We start from the raw sequence: 17540 nt of genomic DNA, 5'->3' as shown, positions 1-17540 counted from the left end.
AGATTCCGCGAAAACGAAAGACGATTGCTCCCAAAGGCTATCGTCTTTTTTTATTTCGCAAGTTTGTCTAATGCGATTTTCGCTCGTTGCACGGCTGACTTAGCCGACGGTCGGTCTTCGTATAGTGCGATTACGCTTCTATAGAAGTCCGCTCGGCTTGCCTCGTCTAATTTTACAGCTGCATCGAGCTGTGATTGGAGGAAGTCGGCGACTTTTGAATCGACCATGACGGAATCTTTCGTCAATCGCAACTTCTCACTCCGAGCGTATTCGACAAGCTCTCTTTGCGAAGGAGTCAGTAACGACTGATCCTGGAACACGACCAACATGCTCGATATTTTTTCAATGGCAAGCTCGGGCGCATTATCACGCAAGCTCATCGCTTCGACAAATGCAAGTTCAACTGGATCAAGGCTCTGTTCCCCGCCGCGACGCAAATGTCGCGATAGCGAATCGACTCGACGCTGCATTGAAATCTCCGCCTGGATTCCCGCAAATTCCTCGAGCCTTTTATCGTCCGGATAGTTTGCCTCAAATTCTTCAAGATAGCCTTCCATGGTTTCTAACGAAGCGTCTCGTTCCAATGAGTTTGCTACTTGCTGATAAAGTGCATTTGCGGAAGGTTTCCTTGTTGCATAGAAGATTCCCGCGATGCATCCAACGAGTGCCAAGCTGAGTGCGGCGATGGAAACATAGCTAGTCCACGAGACTTCATCTTCCTGTGAGTGCTGAAAAGTGCTGCTACGGCGCGGCTTGGAGCCTGGGGCGACAGCTGTAAAGTGCGATTTGCCACTAGCTAATTCATCTGATTGTGAGCCGCTGCCTGGCAGTTCAGACAGGTGTGTCGCAACGTCCGTCGTGTGACCCATGTGCGATGCCGCGATAAGTTCATTACTAGCTAACGTGACATCGTAGCTTTTCTCTGAAGGCTTTTTAGTGCGATTGTTTAAGTCAACAGCTCTTGTTTCAAAACCAGGAGTTGTACTAGGACGTTTAAGGTCCTCGTCCTCAATCAGCTCAGCAAGATCGTACGAGTCATCGAGCTGTGATTCTTTCCGCTGCCGTTCCCTGTTCGACATGCGTTCAAGCCCCAACTGCATGGCAGACAATCGATTGAGTACGACCAGCGCAGTTGGCGGACGTTTTTTGGGGTCTTTCTCGAGCAGTTCCAAGATCAAGATGTCAAGTTCTTTGGGGACATCGAATCGATCGCGAAGTGAGTCAGGCACTTTGTAGCGAACATTGTAAAGAACTTCCGGTACGCTTTTGGCCGCATGCGGTGATTTCCCTGACAAACAGACGTACATGAGAGCGCCCAACGCGTATAGATCACTTCGCGAAGTAACTCGGTTCCCTTCAGCCTGCTCGGGCGGCATGTAATCCGCAGTGCCAAGGACCGAACCCATCGCCGTTTCTTCGCTGCTGCCATAGAGTTTGGCAATTCCAAAGTCAGTCATCTTGATCGAATCTTGCTTTGTAATCAGCAAGTTCGCAGGCTTTATATCGCGGTGAATCACGCCGATGTCATGTGCGTGCTTTAAGGCAGCGCATACTTCTCGGGCGTAACGCACGGTGGTCTGCCAGTCGAGTCTCCCATCGCGTTTGATCTTCTGATGAAGACTTTCGCCATCCACGAACTCCATTGAATAAAACAGACGCCCTGCTTCTTCGCCGAATCCTATCAACTTTACAATGTGTGGATGTGTTAATCGTTCTAGCGTCTCAACTTCGACGGCGAAACGCCGACGGAACCGTTCTTGATTTGCAATCGCATCAGCAATGATCTTAATCGCAACCGGCTCGCCAGTCTTCGCGTGATGGCCGCGGTAGACCTTACCCATCCCTCCTTCGCCGAGAGTCGATTCTATCTTATAGGGACCGAGATACTCGGGCAGCATTTCTGGTGACTTCAAAGGACTGTTCCTGCGGAAGGCAATTTTGCTCTTGCCATTAATTCGTTCTAGCTACATGAGCGAGCCGCTAGTCAGCTTGCTCTACATAACCATATTGTAGTTGAACTGCAGGAAGTCAGCCGAGGGGACGCATTCAATTTCTCTAACCACCGCTTATTTGTTCAAGCCCGCTAGAAACTCATCGGCATCAATACCGTAGTTTTCAAGCACAACCAATAGAAGGTCGCTCACATGCTCGGTTCGATTGCGCCGACCAGCTGTCGAAACGGTAGATTTGGACGCAATCAGTTCGTCCATTGGTTTTGCAGTGGCTGCAATCGGTGCCGCACGCCTGACGGACGGTTGAACTGTTTTCGAGTTTGATCCAGACGTTGATTTCAACGCTAGAGGAGCAGGCGAAACCGACGCAACGTTCGAATCGTCTACCCACCCAAATGTCATCTGACTTGAAAAAGTGCTACTCATCATTCCACTCCACCCTATGGTTTTCAGCGAACCAACCAACATTTCCGGCACGACATGTAAAACAATTTCGATGTCGCTATAGAATGATCCGTTGGGGGTGTGACACGTCTGGTCACAGGTGGAAAGAAAACTTCTGCAACGTATTTTTCGCCTGCATTAGGTTCGCGTTCAGGAGATCGCTCGTCTCTATTCCCGATGCATTCGCGACTTGTGCGAATCTGATTGAACAACCCCGGTTAAGCAATTTCGTCGAAAGGCTGTGGCATGAGCAACCGGCTGTCCTAGCGACGAATGATCGAACCAGATGCGGTAAGTTCGCCATGATCGCGCGCAGTGGAGCGACAAATGCGACGTTTTCTTGCTTCTGTGTCACCGCTCATAGACGAAGCGAGCAGGTTTATATCCGTTGAGTCTTAGCATCGCACGGAGCGAGATTATTTGTTGCTAACCACTAGGTTCAGCAAATCGCCTATGTCGCGATGAGCCTCTAAAGAATGGCGAAGAGGAATGGCCGTATTCACGTGGTAGTGATTCTTGCGACCGATCTTTTCCCGGCGTATGTAACCTTCAGCTTCTAGGTCCTGCACGATGCGCTGGACGCCTCGTTCCGTGATTCCGACTTTCAGCGCGACCTCCCGCAGAGACGCGTCTGGGTCGTTATATACCACAATCAATACGTGGGCGTGGTTGGAAAGAAATGTCCAACGGTTTGATTGGCTTTCGCCAGCCGCCGAGGTTGCCATGCCCACTGGGAGAGATCGGGCGTGTATCTTGGCCATTCTTATGTCTCGAATAGCGGGCTAGAGGTCTGTCATTCCTAATTCCGACCGTCTCGTACTTGAAACGTGTCGCAGGAACAAAGCAATTATAGCGCCAATAATCGTGAATGTAAATTCGCGAATTCGTCTGTACTCTGGCCAGCCAAATTCCAGCATTCTCTGGTCTTTTCCGAGCTTTTCTCTGCTTTCCGGCTATCCCCGCTAAAGAAGATCGTCGTTTTCTGACGAATTACAATTGACGACAGTTGTGTCGGGTATTACATTTCGCGTATAGTAAGCCGCTAACTGGAGTTCATGCTATGATGAATGAGATCGCAATTCTTCTGACCTTACCTGGTGCTCTATTATTGGGAATGATTTGCCTGCCAAACCGGGGGGCAAACGTTCAGGTCCGATTTTTTCGCCAGTTTGTGACGGGGATGGCCGGATGTCAGTTCCTGGTCGCTGTGGGGTTCCTAACCGCGTTTATGACTGGCTGGCTGCCTGAATTCGATGCGGTGTTCTATCGCTCTGGCGGCGAAGTGCCGATCACGCTGAGCGTCTTTTACGATGGCGTGTCTGGACTGATGTTTACTTTGGTCAGTTTCGTCGGCTGGATCGTGTGCAAATATTCGATTCGCTACCTTGATGGCGAAGCGACTCAAGGGCGTTTCTATCGTTGGACGGCCTTTACGCTTGGGGCCGTATCGCTGATGGTGATCTCGGGCAATTTATTGATGTTTGTATCGGCCTGGATCTTGACCAGCTTGGGGCTCCATCAGTTGCTGATGCATTACGGCACTCGACCCGCAGCGGCCCGCGCAGCCTGGACTAAATTCGTAATCAGTCGAATCGGGGACGCGGCGTTAATTGCGGCGGTAGTCGTGATCTACCGACAGTTCGGCACGCTTGAGTTTTCCGCTTTATTTTCATCTGTTGCTAGCCTGGAGAGCGTTCCTACGGCGCTGGTGGTCGCAGGTTTTTTGCTAGTGGCGGGTGCGGCAACCAAGTCAGCGCAATTTCCCTTCCATACTTGGTTACCACTTACGCTTGAGACACCTACCCCAGTGTCTGCTTTGATGCACGCAGGGATCGTCAATGCCGGCGGCTATCTAATCATCCGCACCAGTCCGCTGGTATCCCAAGCATCATGGGCGCTAACCGCATTGGTGTTGATTGGAGGTTTTACGGCGTGTTTCGGGGCCATGGTGATGCTGACTCAAACAAACATCAAGAAGTCGCTGGCCTATTCGACGATTGCTCAGATGGGCTTCATGTTACTGCAATGTGGACTGGGGGCCTACTCTGCTGCGATGCTCCACATTCTAGCGCACTCGCTATACAAGGCATTCGCATTCTTGAGCAGCGGAAGTGTGATAGCAGAGCGATCCTCAAGTCTAGCTGCCTTGCCATCGAATCGCTCTGTATCTGGGATAAAGCTTGCGATTGTCGGTTCCATGATGCTTGCCGTCTTAAGTGCTTCGCTCGCGCTGTTCGGCATCAACCCGACAACGAAGGCGGGAGGACTTGTGTTAGGTGCAGTTTTGTGTTTGGCACTGACGCACTGGATTGGGCAAGTTATGCGGAGTGGTGATGCAAGCCTTGTGACGCGTGCCGTTTTAATTGGAAGCGGGCTGTGTGTTGTTTATTCTGCCAGCTTTTTCATGGTGGACTGGACAATCGCGGCGAGCCTGCCGGTAGCGAGCGGCCCCAAGTTGTTGTGGGGAGTTGCAGTATTCGTCGTGGTCGGTTTCGCGGGACTGTTCGCATTTCAATTTCTCTTGGCAAGCGAAAGATGCGCTGGAGCAATGGCCAAGTTGCGTATACATGCTTCGAATGGTTTTTATGTCGAGAGTATTATCCGTCGCGTCTTCGAGCCTTTAGTCAACTGTTGAGAATCATCGATCTCGGTCACTTGCAAAGAATCAATCATAAGGGAGTTTCACAATGTCAACCGCCGATATCCACATACGCAAATCTTATATTCCGCCAATTGACTATTCTGAACATTTATCCGAAGTGCTTGCCGAAGCAATTGGTGAAGTGACAGAAGTCATCGCGCCAGTTTGGCCGCTCCAGGATTACGTGGCCGTCAATCCTTACGCTGGGATTGCCCATCGCCATTTCATGGACGCTCGCGCCTTCCTGCGAGTGTTCTCCGACTGTGAAACGTTGATGCCGATCGATTATTACGCATCAGAGTTTCGTGAGGGTCGCTTTAACATCGAGAACATCGAGTCGGCAATTGCTGAAGTCGCTGGGAATGGAATATTTCTCGATTTGACCGCGCCGCAAATCGCCGAAAAACTTCGCACGGCAAGTTCGATGGATGTTAGCCCTGGTAGCAGAGCCATCGTAACGAATGCAGCTCGCCCGATTAAAACGATCGCTGATTATGCGAAGGGAAAGAACGAAATCAATTGGACGGAAGCGTTTGTGGAGGAAATCTCCAAGCATTGTGCAGCACACTATGATCGCGGCCAGTCGATGTGGGCTAGTCCGTCTAAAAACCTATCGCTCTATCAATCGTGGCGGACAACTGCGGAGCATGATTGCAATATCGAATTGCTGGGATTGCGAGGTTTTCGAGACTTTGCGGCTAGCCTGCCTCACACTCCTGAGTCGGCGATTGCTTACATGCTGCTGCGGTTGGAGGTGCCCTTCAATCTCTGGCCAACTTATTTGCTATGCCAGGCGTATTCAATTCCCGGTTGGTGTGCTTGGACAAAGTACCACACCCATTGGACTGACCAAGACGGCGTGACCAGTGACGATTTGACTGGTCTTCTGGCGATTCGGCTTGCTTATGATACAGCACTGGCTGAAGCGAAAGCGTTACACGTCAACTGGGTATCATTTCTCGATTGCGAATCGGTGTCGTTTCGGCCGCACGTAAACGCCTGGCGAGACGATGCTACCCTTCGTTATGTCCTATTGCGAGCGAGCGAAATTGCTTTTCGAGACCAGTTCGTGAACTCACTCGCCATAGCAGCCAACAAAGAACCGGCCGTCGCAGTTGACCGAAGACTGGCGCAAATGGTCTTCTGCATCGATGTGCGATCGGAACGGATTCGTCGCCAGATTGAATCACAGTCCAGCGACATTGAAACGTTTGGTTTCGCCGGTTTCTTTGGTATGGCCTTCGAATATGTCGAACTGGGCGAGTCGTCCGGAAAATCGCAGTTGCCAGTACTGTTAAAGCCACAGTTTAAGATTCTCGAAGGCCTGCATGGTCAAGTGCATCCAATAGAGCTCGAGCTAGAACTTTTCGCAGTACACAAGTCGCAACAAAATCGCTCGTGGCAAACGCTTTGGAAGCATTTTCAAGCGTCGGCGGTAAGTTGTTTCTCATTTGTGGAAACGACGGGCTTATTCTATGGCGCGAAACTTATAAAGCGAGCGCTTGGCTTTCAGTCGCAAACCACTGCATTCAAGAATATTGGAATGTCGGAGGAAGACTCCAATAAGCTTGGGCCCACGTTGCGTGCCTTGAATCAACAAGGGATTACGACTTCACGTCAAGTCGACATGGCCGAAGGAATGCTGAGGAATTTGGGCCTAACATCTAATTTTGCACGACTGGTCGCGTTTTGCGGACATGCGTGTGAGACCGAAAACAATCCGCTTGCGGCTGGGCTGGATTGCGGCGCGTGTGGTGGTCATTCTGGAGAACCGAATGCCCGCTTCGTCGCGATGCTTCTCAACCAAGCTTATATTCGCAAGGCACTAGAAGATCGGGGAATTCAAATCCCTACCGACACTCACTTCATTGGTGGGTTGCATAACACAACGACGGACGAAATAACGTTCTTTGATGTCGACGAAGTGCCAGTTGAACTTCAATCCGCCTTGCAAGAATTGATCAGCAGTTGTGCCGCGGCATCGCAGCAAACGCAGACGGAGCGTTTGCCGATCGTTGCGAGCAAGTCGCTGGCAGAACTTTTAGCAAGGGCTGGCGATTGGTCTGAAGTGCGACCCGAGTGGGGATTGGCGGGCAATGCCGCCTTCATCGTTGCGCCTCGCTCGTTAACGAAGAACGCCAATCTTGATGCTCGCTCGTTTTTGCATAGCTACGATTGCACGCAAGACGAACAGGGCACGGTATTGGAGACGATCATGACAGCGCCGATGATCGTCGCTAACTGGATCAATATGCAATATTACGCATCGACGGTAGACAATCATCACTTTGGTAGTGGCGATAAAACGATTCACAACGTAGTCGGACGGTTCGGCATCCTCTCGGGCAATGGAGGTGACTTGAAGACCGGTTTGCCATGGCAATCGTTGCACAACGGCCAAAAGTATCAACACTTGCCAATGCGCTTGCAAGTCGTGATTGCCGCGCCTCGAGCGTCGATCGACCGTGTAATCGCCAAGCATGAGGTGGTCGCGAACTTGGTCAATGGTGCGTGGTTGCACCTGATCGCGATCGAGGATGGCCTAGTATACCGTTACAGTCCGGTTGGCGATTGGGAACAACTGTCTGGAACTCGAATTGAAGACTTGAAGGGAGCAATTTAATGACATTGATGGTTTCGAACCCAACACTTTCGTCTCAAACGCAACGCTCGCCGCATCTGACAAGGCTGGAAGCGGAGAGTATTCATATTCTCCGGGAAGTGGCGGCCGAATTCGAGAATCCGGCGTTGTTATATTCGATCGGCAAGGACTCGTCGGTAATCTTGCATCTTGCTCGAAAAGCTTTTTATCCGAGCAAGCCTCCATTTCCTCTGTTGCACATCGATTCAACTTGGGAATTTCGCGAGATGATCGAATTCCGCGAAAGTTACGCACGACATGAGCTTGGCCTGGAAGTAATCGCCTATATCAACGAGGAAGGGGCGCGTGACGGAATCAACCCGTTTGATCATGGCCGTGTGTACACAGATGTTATGAGAACACAGCCGCTGAAAAAGTCGCTAACAGAATACAAGTTCGATGCGGCGATTGGAGGTGGTCGGCGGGATGAAGAGAAATCGCGAGCGAAAGAGCGGATTTTTTCGTTCCGGGATCGTAACCATCGGTGGGACCCTCGAAATCAAAGACCTGAATTGTGGAACGTGTTTAACACATGGACGCACAAGGGAGAAAGTATCAGGGTTTTTCCGCTTTCGAATTGGACTGAACTGGATGTATGGCAGTACATTTTGCAGGAGCGTATTCCGATCGTTCCGCTGTACTTTGCCAAACACCGACCCGTGGTGCGCCGCGGAGACGACCTGATTGTCGTCGATGATGAGCGCATGCGTCTTCAGCCCGGGGAGAAACCGGAAATGATCAAGGTGCGTTTTCGGACGCTCGGTTGCTATCCGGTTACTGGCGCGGTTCTTTCGGATGCTGAGACGATTGAAGACATCGTGCATGAGATGCTGACGACGAGAGTTTCTGAACGTCAGGGGCGCGCGGTTGACCGGGAAGAAGCGGCTGCTATGGAACGCAAGAAACGGGACGGGTATTTCTAATGAGCACTATGAGTATTGAAGTTTCACTCGCCAAACACAACGCCAAAGACTTGTTAAGATTCATCACGTGCGGAAACGTGGATGACGGCAAGAGCACGCTGATCGGACGTTTATTGCTCGAAGCAGGAGCGATCTATGACGACCAAATCGACGCCCTGCGGAATGAATCGGAGAAGCATGGGACGGTCGGAGATCGCATCGACACGGCATTGCTACTGGATGGACTTGAGGACGAACGCCAACAAGGCATAACCATCGATGTAGCGTATCGTTATTTCACGACTTCCAAACGCAAGTTTATCATTGCAGACACTCCGGGCCATGAACAATTTACGCGCAATATGGCGACTGGAGCTTCGACGGCTGATCTGGCGATCATACTTGTCGACGCTACCAAAGGAATTTCTACGCAAACCCGGCGACATGCTTATATTGTTTCTTTGCTGGGGATCAAGCAAATCATTCTGGCGGTAAACAAGATGGATTTGGTCGGATACGATCAGGTTCTGTTTGACCAGATTGCCAATGAGTTCGCCACGTTTTCAAGTAGGCTGGGGCTCGACCACGTTTGCCCAATACCACTATCTGCGCTCGAAGGAGACAACGTTGTTGCAACCAGCGCACGCATGCCTTGGTACTCGGGGCCAACTCTGCTACAACAACTGGACGATGTAGGAATTGGATCAAATTTGGAACGCCGACCTCTACGGTTTCCAATACAGTGGGTAAACAGACCCGACGCGACTTTTCGCGGATTCAGTGGAACTGTCGTCTCAGGAGTTTTGCGAGTCGGCGATCGTGTGGTCGTGCTGCCGTCACAGAAGTCAGCTCGAGTAAAATCGATTGTCACAATGGATGGCAGTTTTGATCAAGCGTCCGCTGCTGATTCGATCACTGTCACGATGGACAACGAGATCGACATCACGCGCGGGGATATGCTGGTTAGTCCAGATGCAATGCCGACACTTGGTCGACGCGCTGAAGCGACTTTGGTATGGATGTCAGAACAGCCGTTGGTTCCGGGTAAGTCGTACTGGTTCAAACATACGACGCGACGGACTGCCTGTGAGATCGAATCAATTCACTTTCGTACGGATGTTAATACTCTGCAAAGGGTAAATGCGTCGTCTCTGGCGCTGAATGAAATTGGTGGCTGCCAGATCAAGTTGCGGGACCCGGTAATGTTCGATCCTTATTCGATGAATCGGGAGACTGGGTCGTTCATTTTGGTCGATCGTATCACCCACGAGACGGTCGCGGCGGGAATGTTCAGTGAGCTCAGTAGCGATCCGTCAACTGTTGGCAACTGGAATGTGCGATCGGTGATGGTGGCACCACGTCCAGCGCAAAGTCGCGTCTCTGCGCAGGAGCGAAGTGCCCGCTACGGCCAGAAGCCAATGACGATACTGATCACGGGCCTGAGTAGTTCCGGAAAAACGAGTGTCGCGATGGCGTTGGAAGAGCAACTCTTTAAAGCTAATCGTACGTGCATCGTGCTAGACGGACAAAGTATGAGGTTGGGAATCAGTCGCGATTTAGGTTTTTCGGCCGAGGAGCGATCTGAGAATCTGCGTCGAGCGGCGGAGATTGCGAAATTGATCAACGATGCGGGGCAAATTTGCATCGCTGCGTTTGTTGCACCTAGCGCTTGGGTGCGGCATAAAGTTCGAGAGTTGATCGGAGAAGACCGCTTTTTCCACGTACATCTTTCGACGTCGACCGACGTTTGTCGTAGCCGCGATCTCACTGGTCAATATCTTGCTGCAGACAAAGGAGAGATAAGTAGTTTTCCTGGAGTGACATTCGACTATGAAACTCCCCTCGATGCCGATATCTTCTGCGATACAGAGAAAACTTCCGCGGAAGAAGTCGCCAAACTGATACTCGCGAGAAGTGCGCAGTTCCTGAAATGAAGACATTCGGTCAAAGTAAACTATCAACGAAAATACGCAACGATGGAACAGATCAAACAACCAGAGCTTCGCAGTGAGATTCGTTATCTCGGAACGATTTTGGGTGATACGATTCGCGAGTTGGAAGGCGAAGAGGCGTTTGGCATTGTCGAGGAATTGAGGAAATTGGCTTGGGATCGTCGGACAGGCGTCGAGAATTCTGAGCAGAGGATGACTGAAAGGATCGCCAGCCTAAGCGTCGAACAGCTATTTATCACGACGCGGGTTTTCACGGTCTTTTTGGACCTGCTGAACATGGTTGAGGACCGTCGACGTGTGCGGGTGCTTGGTGAACGGGCACGCGGAGTCTATCCGCGACCTCGCAATGAATCGATCCGCGATGCGATCTCACAACTGCATAGCTCGGGAACGACTGCCGCTGAGCTTCAGAAGTTGGTTGATGGCTTGCACATCGAACTCGTCTTTACTGCACATCCTACTGACGCAAAACGTCGTTCGGTCCGCAGCAAGTTGTCGGCGATCCGAAGTCTCTTGACGGTCTTGGACCACGATCCGCTTCCAGAACAACGAGATCGCACGGAGCAAGAGATTCGTACCGAGATCGCAAAGCTTTGGCAAACCGACTTCGTTCGTCCATGGCGACCAACCGTCATGGAAGAGGTCGCACGAGGGCTATCGATCAAACCCGTGTTATGGGAAGAGATTCCACGTTTGGCCGAAGAATTTCAACGTGGCATTGCGGAAAATTACGGAGATGCTGTCAGGTTGAATCGACCGTGCGTCACCTTTGGATCGTGGATCGGTGGTGATCGCGACGGGCATCCGGGTGTTACGGCTGAAGTAACGCTTGACACTATTCTTTGGCTGCGAAGGGAAGCGGTGGCTTTCCATCGCAAGACATGTGAAACGCTGATTCACTCAATGAGCCTTTCCGAAAGGCAGATTTCATTGTCAGGCAGTCTCGGGCACGCAATTGCCGGCGCGGAATCGCGTTTTCCTGAATTGAAGGAGACGCTTGCTGCCTTGCCACCTGGCGAATTATGCCGACGCTGGCTGACCATCATTCGCTGGCGACTCGATCAGTTGCAGCAGTTGTTGCAAGCTCACTCGGTCAACCTCCAAGTTTCAACAGCTCCTACTAACGCAGCATATCGCGCTGCCAGTGAATTAGCAGAGGATGTTGAAGTACTCGTCGACGCGTTAGAAGCGACTCCCGCCGGTAAGCATACGACCGCCCCAATTCGCAATTGGCTCGCGCAGATTGCCACTTTCGGTTTCCACTTGGCTCGTTTGGATGTTCGTCAGAATGCGAAGGTTTACACCGATGTTATGGACTCGTTGCTGAAACGTAGCGGCCATTGCGAAAGCTGGAAAACGCTTGATGACGCTGCGCGCACGTCTTTCCTAAAAGAGACGCTGAATGTCAAGCTCCCGCTCAGTTGCGGTGACGAAGAAGCGGACGCGATGACTCGTGAAACCCTCGCGATGTTCGGCATGTTGCATCAAGTCTGGCACAGTTACACTGGTTCAGCCCTTGGTGCGCACGTAATTAGTATGGCTGCGGCTCCGAGTGACGTGCTTACGGTACTATGGTTATGGCATCAGACTGCGCCGGAGCAGAGTGCAGCAGAAGGCGGTAAAGTTGGACTGCCAATCGCTCCCTTGCTGGAAACAATCGCCGACTTGCAGCGCGGGCCGGCGATCCTTGCCGGAATGCTAAGTATACCTGCATACCGCGAGTATCTTCGGAAACAAGGGGACCATCAAGTTCTCATGTTGGGCTATTCGGACAGTACCAAAGACGGCGGCTATTTGACCGCTTGTTGGTCGCTGTATCAAGCGCAGCAGAATCTTGTGAGAGTTGCCGCGGAGTATGATGTGACGCTGACGTTTTTTCATGGACGAGGTGGTTCGCTCGGACGCGGCGGTGGACCGGCGGCAAGGAGTATTATGTCGCTTCCAACCGGATCGTTCCGCGGTTCAATGCGGCTTACCGAGCAAGGGGAAGTGCTCGCCGAACGCTACGATGATCCGGCAATTGCGCATCGTCACTTGGAACAGGTCATTTGGTCGTCGCTATTAGCGGCAGGCAATCCGACTCAACCGCCAGCAGACGAGTGGTTGAATATGATGGACACAATTTCAGAAAGCTCATTTGCTCAGTATCGAGAACTATTGGAGCAACCGCGGTTCGTCGAATTCTTTCGTTGCGTCACACCGATCTCGGACATCGAACAGCTTCCAATCGGCTCGCGGCCATCTCGGCGCGTTCCCGGTGGTGGATTGAGCGACCTTCGTGCGATACCATGGGTATTCTCCTGGACCCAATCTCGCTGTCTGCTACCCGCTTGGTATGGTATGGGCAGTGCGATGAAGCCGCTGCTTGAAGACATGCATCAGCAAGGCATCTTAAAGGCAATGTACGAGAAATGGCCATTCTTTCGGGCGCTGATTGATAACGCCGAACTGGCGCTCGCGAAATCGGACATGCAGATCGCTTCGCACTATGCAGCCCTCGCCGAGGATCAACCAGAGCTCCAACCGCTTGCTAGCAGGATAGCCAGCGAATTCGAACAGTCTTGTAATGCTGTACTTTCGCTTACAGGACGAAGCGATTTGTTGGGCAATACGCCGTGGCTGAAGGAGTCGATTCGCGTTCGAAATCGTTTTATCGATCCCTTGAACCTCACCCAAGTCGAATTATTGCGCAGGAGTCGTGAATTGGAGCTCGATGAACAACAGAATGACGAACTCAGGCAGCTCACGCGCCTTACGATTAGTGGTATCGCAGCCGGTATGCGCACAAGCGGATGACGGCTTGGTGATTCAAAATTGTGTTCCTTCATACGGAAAAAATACATACGGACAAAATAAAACAGCCGGTGCGAAGCCGGCTGAGATTTTGAACGGATGAGGCTGAGATCGATTACTACCTCAGCCAATCCGTAAAACTTTGGATCGCGCTTTGCCTACCAAGGCTTTAACTTCCAACCGACAAAGAATCCGGCCATAAAGATTACGCATGCAACCGATGCGGGTTGGTTTTTGCTATAAGCGACAACAGCTTCAGTAATTTCCGACGTCATTTTTTCAAGATCGGTCGACGGTGTGAGCGCCTTATGAGCGGCGCTGCTTTGCTGTTGTTTCATCGGAGTTGTTGCTGGTTTAGTTTCTGTAGCCATTTTGCATTACCTCTTAAAGTTGTTTAACGTTCAAAGTAGTCGTCTTGTACGGTAGGGGTTATCGGACGTGGCTTGCCGACCATCTGGCGGAGCCACCGCAGGTTAGCTTCAAATTCGCGTTGGCTAGCGTTGAAGGCTCGGAGCGAGCGGACCGTAATCCTAGCTCCGATGTACGCCATCAAACCCGCCAAGATGAAAAAGGAGCCCCCAACAATCCATTGCCCCCACAGAGCTGAGATCTCAAAAACTTCAGCGATCGTTCCCGCTAGCGCCAATGCAAGCACAGGCAAACCGGCTAGAAACATGCCAATTGCAACTGGAATCATGATGACTGCATACAAGATGCGATGGCGAAACTGTCGAAAATCGCTGCGCAACATTGCCACTTGAAGTTCAGTCAGTTCGAACGCATCGCCACATAGATTGCCTACGTTGCGCGACACCTCTTGCCATGGAGTCCCATTGCTCATTGGACTGATCCTGTTCGTTTGTACTGAGTTCGGATTCATCGCCATCGCCGTAGCCCCAGGGCGAGTAACGTGCCAAGGCCGGCAGCTATCAGCAACGCAGATCCCGGCTTGCGTCGGACAGCGTCTTCGAGCGCCTTTATGGTGGGCTGAGCCTTGATTGCAAAGTCAGAAAATGACTCTTGCAAAGCGTCTTTTGCTTTAACGGCCTGCTCTTGCGCAACTTCTAGTTTAGTATGGCCGTTTGAGCTGGAATGATGGACCATTTGCTATTCTCGACTCTTTAGTGCATTTTTTAGTTGATTTGAAACGTACTGTCGTGCGAATCCGAGTGCCATTGAGCCTGCCATCGCCCCGACGGCTGACAATATGCCGGTTTTAGCAACAGCGTCGTCCCTTTCGTCTTCCGCACGGCTCTTCGCGTTAACCTTGCGGATCGGTGCCGCAGGTTTGGTCAAAGAACGCGTAACTGCAAAGCATACCACTGCGCTGGCGATCACTGCGGGAAACGGATGCGCTCGCACATGTTCGCGCCAGTCCCCCAGTCGATTGACACCGACTTTCAGTTCGTAAGCATCAAGATGACCACGTTCGCGAACGCCCTGCATGCGTCGAGTGATCGTTTCTTCATCTTCAATTGGGCTGATCATGATGACTATCTTCGACGCGAGCTGAGCGTGATGGCGGCGATAACCCCGGCTGCAAGACCGAGACCGAAAGCGGTCAGGACGGATTCCATCGGCCTCCGATAAACCATATCGCGGGCGGATTCGACGCCTTCCTGTACTCCATGCGAGACGCGGTCATACTGGCCACGAATTTCTTCGGCAGCCACTCCTGCGTATTCGCTTGCTTGGTCGTAAACTCGGTTCACATAGCCGGAAGTACTAGCCCCTGCTGTTCGGATGAAGTCTTCAATTACTTCTCGAGTTTCACCAGTTTTCTTTTGGATCGTGCCGATAAGTGCTTGGATATTGCCCTCGGCTTTTGAAATATCGTCGCTGGTGATTTGACCATATTTCTCCTTGATTGCGCCCGCCACGTTATTCCACGAACCTTTGAGCTCGTCGCTATTCATCGTATTACTTCCCTATAAAGCTTGACTTGGTACCCGCCAATCGCGGTACTGTGATGTCCGACGTGACTAAGCAACCTTTGTGCCAATCACCAGACCCAATTCGTTCAAGTTCTGATATCCCGGTTGGTTGGGTTATGTGATCGCTTATCGAGCATATGACTGAATTGCAGTCCATGACGCGAGCTTGAGAGGCTGTCGAAACTGATGAGCTAGCGGAAGACAGAGGATTCTGTGGTAGTGAAGTAGAGCAGACGGCAAATCGTCGGTCATCACCTACGGGGCTACAGACGCGTGTTGACATATCGTGCAGCGGTTTAGCGTTTTCACTGCGCGAATACCGAGCGAATACGAATATAAACGAAGTAACTTCCGCGGTCGTCGTAAGTCTTTGTATCTTGGCACAGACAATGCGTGGAAGTATCGGCGAACCGGTCAGTTCAAATGATGGAGCGAGCAGAACGAAAGCGAAAAATTCTTATACTAAGCATTTCCTAACAAGGAGAATTACTCATGTTATCTTGGGCACTGACTTTTTTGGTAATCGCATTAATCGCGGCAGCACTCGGATTCGGAGGATTAGCCGGCCCAGCGGCAACGATCGCGCAGGTCCTGTTCTTCCTCTTCGTTGTGATGTTCATTGTTTCGCTGATCTTCGGTGGAACACGTCGCTCGAACATTTAGATAACTTGATCGCTGGCGAGGGCAGCAGCATGTCCCAGGCGCTGAACACAATTACCAAACGGTGGGTTGAAGACGAATGTTGATCGTCATTTCAGCCCGCCTTTTTTTGCGTATAACCATCTTATGGTGTCGCAGTAGGCTGTTAGATAAAACCTAAACGTCAAATATCGCAGGTCCATCATGGTGGTGGGCCGATTACCGCAGCAGATGGTATCTACGACCTTGATCAAATTAAATTCGTCGACCGAGCGTCTTAACTACAATTTCGGCAAATGTCTCTTGATCGCGAAAGCGGCGCACCCTTCGTTTCAACTTATTCAACATGCCATCAGAGCTTCTGGAAGCGAAATTGTTGAACTGGATATTGAATGCGATGACGGTGACAGGATCGCGAAATGTGCCGCCGAACAGTTTCAAGATGAAGCTTGTGATTGGATCTTCGTTGGCGGAGGTGACGGATCACTCAATCTGGCAATTAACACAATGTTTTACTTGGGCAACTTCGTGCCCCTGGTAATTTGCCCGTTAGGCACCGGCAACGATTTTGTCCGAAACCTAGTTATTGATCCAACCCTTGCATACACTCCCGACTCAGAATTCCAACCAGATTTCAAGCTCATGGACGTCGTTGCTGTAAGGATTAACGACGGCGAGCAAGAGAAGTTGTACGCCAATATGCTGTCGGTGGGTAATGGCGCGGAGAAAGCAGATCAGATCACAGAGGATGCAAAGGCGGCTTGGGGTACGCTAGTGTACATCATGCAGTTTTGGAAGACTGTCACGGATATTCAAACTTTTGAGGCCACACTTTACTGCGACGACGATGCACCAGTGACGATGACGCTTTCAGATTTATTCGTTGCGAATGGTCGAACGTGCGGTGGTGGGCGATGTGTCGTCCCCGATGCCAAAGTCGATGACGGACAGTTCGAGTTGGTAGCGATTCGCGAGGGGGACAATCTCCAAGGGGTGCATTTGGTGCAAAGCTTCTTTGCGCAACAGCACTTGAAGAACGAACTAGTCTATTTTCGAAGATTGAAGAAACTTGTCATTGATTGTGGGCGAGAGGTGACGCTAACAACAGACGGCGAACACGACTTAGGTACGCGTTTTCAACTTGAGTCTATCCCTAGAGCTGTGCCGGTGATGGTTTGCCAGCCGCATCGCATGAACGGAATGATATCTGCAATATGCAAGGTGCGTGCCTCTCAAAGTTTGAGTCCAGAACGCCACGAGGCGAATTTATAGCTGTCGGAGATAAAATCATGCGTGTTTTACTGGTTATTGTTTTGCTCATAGTCGTTGTTGTAGCGCTCGGATACGTTACCATGTCACGCGACGGCAATTCTGCGACAGTCACAGTCGATACGGATAAGGTTAAATCGGATACGACGGAAGTACTCAAAAAGACAAACGACGCACTAGACCGCATGGTAGACGGCGCCGCGGACGGACTTCAGCGGGACCCCGACGTCGATGCTACCGTCGATCCCGAGCCGGTGACTCCGTAACTGCTGCAAGATGCAAGCATTGCTGGTTTGCTATGGTATTTGCCCTCGATCGCTGCGGTAATCGGTTCCCGTAGACAAACTTACCTGTGGGCCGCGTCATTCTGAGT

16 protein-coding genes are annotated in these 17540 nt (G+C 51.3%); 8 read left to right on the top strand and 8 right to left on the bottom strand.

The window, feature by feature from the left end; translation table 11 throughout:
- Positions 1 to 50: 50 nt before the first annotated feature.
- From SH451x_RS14640 to SH451x_RS14630, 3 genes are all read right to left on the bottom strand, one after another.
- Complete coding sequence (locus SH451x_RS14640) at positions 51 to 1913, bottom strand: serine/threonine-protein kinase (RefSeq protein WP_479357726.1); 1863 nt, start codon at positions 1911 to 1913, stop codon at positions 51 to 53.
- Between the two features lie 153 nt (positions 1914 to 2066).
- Entirely contained in the window at positions 2067 to 2378 is a 312-nt protein-coding gene (locus SH451x_RS14635; protein WP_479357725.1) for a hypothetical protein, read from the bottom strand.
- Between the two features lie 434 nt (positions 2379 to 2812).
- On the bottom strand, positions 2813 to 3157 hold the full coding sequence (locus SH451x_RS14630) for a helix-turn-helix transcriptional regulator (protein ID WP_479357724.1): 345 nt from the start codon (positions 3155 to 3157) through the stop codon (positions 2813 to 2815).
- Positions 3158 to 3456: 299 nt separating this feature from the next.
- Here SH451x_RS14630 and SH451x_RS14625 point away from each other — a divergent pair, with 299 nt between their 5' ends.
- Genes SH451x_RS14625 through ppc form a run of 5 tightly spaced genes read left to right on the top strand, consistent with a single transcriptional unit; the run spans position 3457 to position 13328 of the window.
- Positions 3457 to 5031 carry a proton-conducting transporter transmembrane domain-containing protein gene (locus SH451x_RS14625; protein ID WP_479357723.1) on the top strand — a complete coding sequence of 525 codons (1575 nt, stop codon included), beginning with the start codon at positions 3457 to 3459 and terminating at the stop codon, positions 5029 to 5031.
- 52 nt (positions 5032 to 5083) lie between these two features.
- Positions 5084 to 7660, top strand: a complete 2577-nt coding sequence (locus tag SH451x_RS14620; protein WP_479357722.1) for a YbcC family protein — start codon at positions 5084 to 5086, stop codon at positions 7658 to 7660.
- The gene (gene cysD, locus SH451x_RS14615) at positions 7660 to 8601 is read left to right on the top strand and encodes a sulfate adenylyltransferase subunit CysD (RefSeq protein WP_479357721.1); all 942 of its coding nucleotides are present in this window, start codon (positions 7660 to 7662) and stop codon (positions 8599 to 8601) included. Before SH451x_RS14620 ends, cysD begins: the two co-directional genes overlap by 1 nt.
- A gap of 8 nt (positions 8602 to 8609) precedes the next feature.
- Entirely contained in the window at positions 8610 to 10514 is a 1905-nt protein-coding gene (gene cysN, locus SH451x_RS14610) for a sulfate adenylyltransferase subunit CysN (protein ID WP_479357720.1), read from the top strand.
- Between the two features lie 42 nt (positions 10515 to 10556).
- Positions 10557 to 13328: a phosphoenolpyruvate carboxylase gene (ppc, locus tag SH451x_RS14605; RefSeq protein WP_479357719.1), complete on the top strand. Its 2772-nt coding sequence runs from the start codon at positions 10557 to 10559 to the stop codon at positions 13326 to 13328.
- A 155-nt stretch (positions 13329 to 13483) separates the two neighbouring features.
- On the opposite strand, the gene SH451x_RS14600 is transcribed toward ppc, so the two are convergent.
- Genes SH451x_RS14600 through SH451x_RS14580 form a run of 5 tightly spaced genes read right to left on the bottom strand, consistent with a single transcriptional unit; the run spans position 13484 to position 15241 of the window.
- Positions 13484 to 13696, bottom strand: a complete 213-nt coding sequence (locus SH451x_RS14600; RefSeq protein WP_479357718.1) for a hypothetical protein — start codon at positions 13694 to 13696, stop codon at positions 13484 to 13486.
- Positions 13697 to 13719: 23 nt separating this feature from the next.
- Positions 13720 to 14166: a phage holin family protein gene (locus tag SH451x_RS14595; protein ID WP_479357717.1), complete on the bottom strand. Its 447-nt coding sequence runs from the start codon at positions 14164 to 14166 to the stop codon at positions 13720 to 13722.
- A gap of 35 nt (positions 14167 to 14201) precedes the next feature.
- Positions 14202 to 14429, bottom strand: a complete 228-nt coding sequence (locus SH451x_RS14590; protein ID WP_479357716.1) for a hypothetical protein — start codon at positions 14427 to 14429, stop codon at positions 14202 to 14204.
- Between the two features lie 3 nt (positions 14430 to 14432).
- A complete protein-coding gene (locus SH451x_RS14585; RefSeq protein ID WP_479357715.1) occupies positions 14433 to 14813 on the bottom strand; it encodes a hypothetical protein in 381 nt (126 codons plus the stop codon).
- Positions 14814 to 14818: 5 nt separating this feature from the next.
- Positions 14819 to 15241: a CsbD family protein gene (locus SH451x_RS14580; protein ID WP_479357714.1), complete on the bottom strand. Its 423-nt coding sequence runs from the start codon at positions 15239 to 15241 to the stop codon at positions 14819 to 14821.
- Between the two features lie 510 nt (positions 15242 to 15751).
- Between SH451x_RS14580 and SH451x_RS14575 the strand changes: the two genes are divergently transcribed.
- The 3 genes from SH451x_RS14575 to SH451x_RS14565 all read left to right on the top strand — a co-directional run bounded on the left by SH451x_RS14575 (position 15752) and on the right by SH451x_RS14565 (position 17433).
- Positions 15752 to 15922, top strand: coding sequence for a DUF1328 domain-containing protein (locus SH451x_RS14575; RefSeq protein ID WP_479357713.1), 171 nt, complete (start codon positions 15752 to 15754; stop codon positions 15920 to 15922).
- Between the two features lie 222 nt (positions 15923 to 16144).
- Entirely contained in the window at positions 16145 to 17170 is a 1026-nt protein-coding gene (locus SH451x_RS14570) for a diacylglycerol/lipid kinase family protein (RefSeq protein WP_479357712.1), read from the top strand.
- A 17-nt stretch (positions 17171 to 17187) separates the two neighbouring features.
- Positions 17188 to 17433 carry a hypothetical protein gene (locus SH451x_RS14565; RefSeq protein ID WP_479357711.1) on the top strand — a complete coding sequence of 82 codons (246 nt, stop codon included), beginning with the start codon at positions 17188 to 17190 and terminating at the stop codon, positions 17431 to 17433.
- The last annotated feature ends 107 nt before the right edge of the window (positions 17434 to 17540 follow it).

Source organism: Njordella aestuarii, assembly GCF_056494165.1.
This window is presented reverse-complemented; position numbering and strand designations above follow the sequence as displayed.

Excerpts from the sequence above, each read along its gene's own strand:
- SH451x_RS14635 (WP_479357725.1), bottom strand. The coding sequence starts at position 2,378 with ATGAGTAGCACTTTTTCAAGTCAGATGACATTTGGGTGGGTAGACGAT.
- SH451x_RS14630 (WP_479357724.1), bottom strand. The coding sequence starts at position 3,157 with ATGGCCAAGATACACGCCCGATCTCTCCCAGTGGGCATGGCAACCTCG.
- SH451x_RS14625 (WP_479357723.1), top strand. The coding sequence starts at position 3,457 with ATGATGAATGAGATCGCAATTCTTCTGACCTTACCTGGTGCTCTATTA.
- SH451x_RS14620 (WP_479357722.1), top strand. The coding sequence starts at position 5,084 with ATGTCAACCGCCGATATCCACATACGCAAATCTTATATTCCGCCAATT.
- cysD (WP_479357721.1), top strand. The coding sequence starts at position 7,660 with ATGACATTGATGGTTTCGAACCCAACACTTTCGTCTCAAACGCAACGC.
- cysN (WP_479357720.1), top strand. The coding sequence starts at position 8,610 with ATGAGTATTGAAGTTTCACTCGCCAAACACAACGCCAAAGACTTGTTA.
- ppc (WP_479357719.1), top strand. The coding sequence starts at position 10,557 with ATGGAACAGATCAAACAACCAGAGCTTCGCAGTGAGATTCGTTATCTC.
- SH451x_RS14600 (WP_479357718.1), bottom strand. The coding sequence starts at position 13,696 with ATGGCTACAGAAACTAAACCAGCAACAACTCCGATGAAACAACAGCAA.
- SH451x_RS14595 (WP_479357717.1), bottom strand. The coding sequence starts at position 14,166 with ATGAGCAATGGGACTCCATGGCAAGAGGTGTCGCGCAACGTAGGCAAT.
- SH451x_RS14590 (WP_479357716.1), bottom strand. The coding sequence starts at position 14,429 with ATGGTCCATCATTCCAGCTCAAACGGCCATACTAAACTAGAAGTTGCG.
- SH451x_RS14585 (WP_479357715.1), bottom strand. The coding sequence starts at position 14,813 with ATGATCAGCCCAATTGAAGATGAAGAAACGATCACTCGACGCATGCAG.
- SH451x_RS14580 (WP_479357714.1), bottom strand. The coding sequence starts at position 15,241 with ATGAATAGCGACGAGCTCAAAGGTTCGTGGAATAACGTGGCGGGCGCA.
- SH451x_RS14575 (WP_479357713.1), top strand. The coding sequence starts at position 15,752 with ATGTTATCTTGGGCACTGACTTTTTTGGTAATCGCATTAATCGCGGCA.
- SH451x_RS14565 (WP_479357711.1), top strand. The coding sequence starts at position 17,188 with ATGCGTGTTTTACTGGTTATTGTTTTGCTCATAGTCGTTGTTGTAGCG.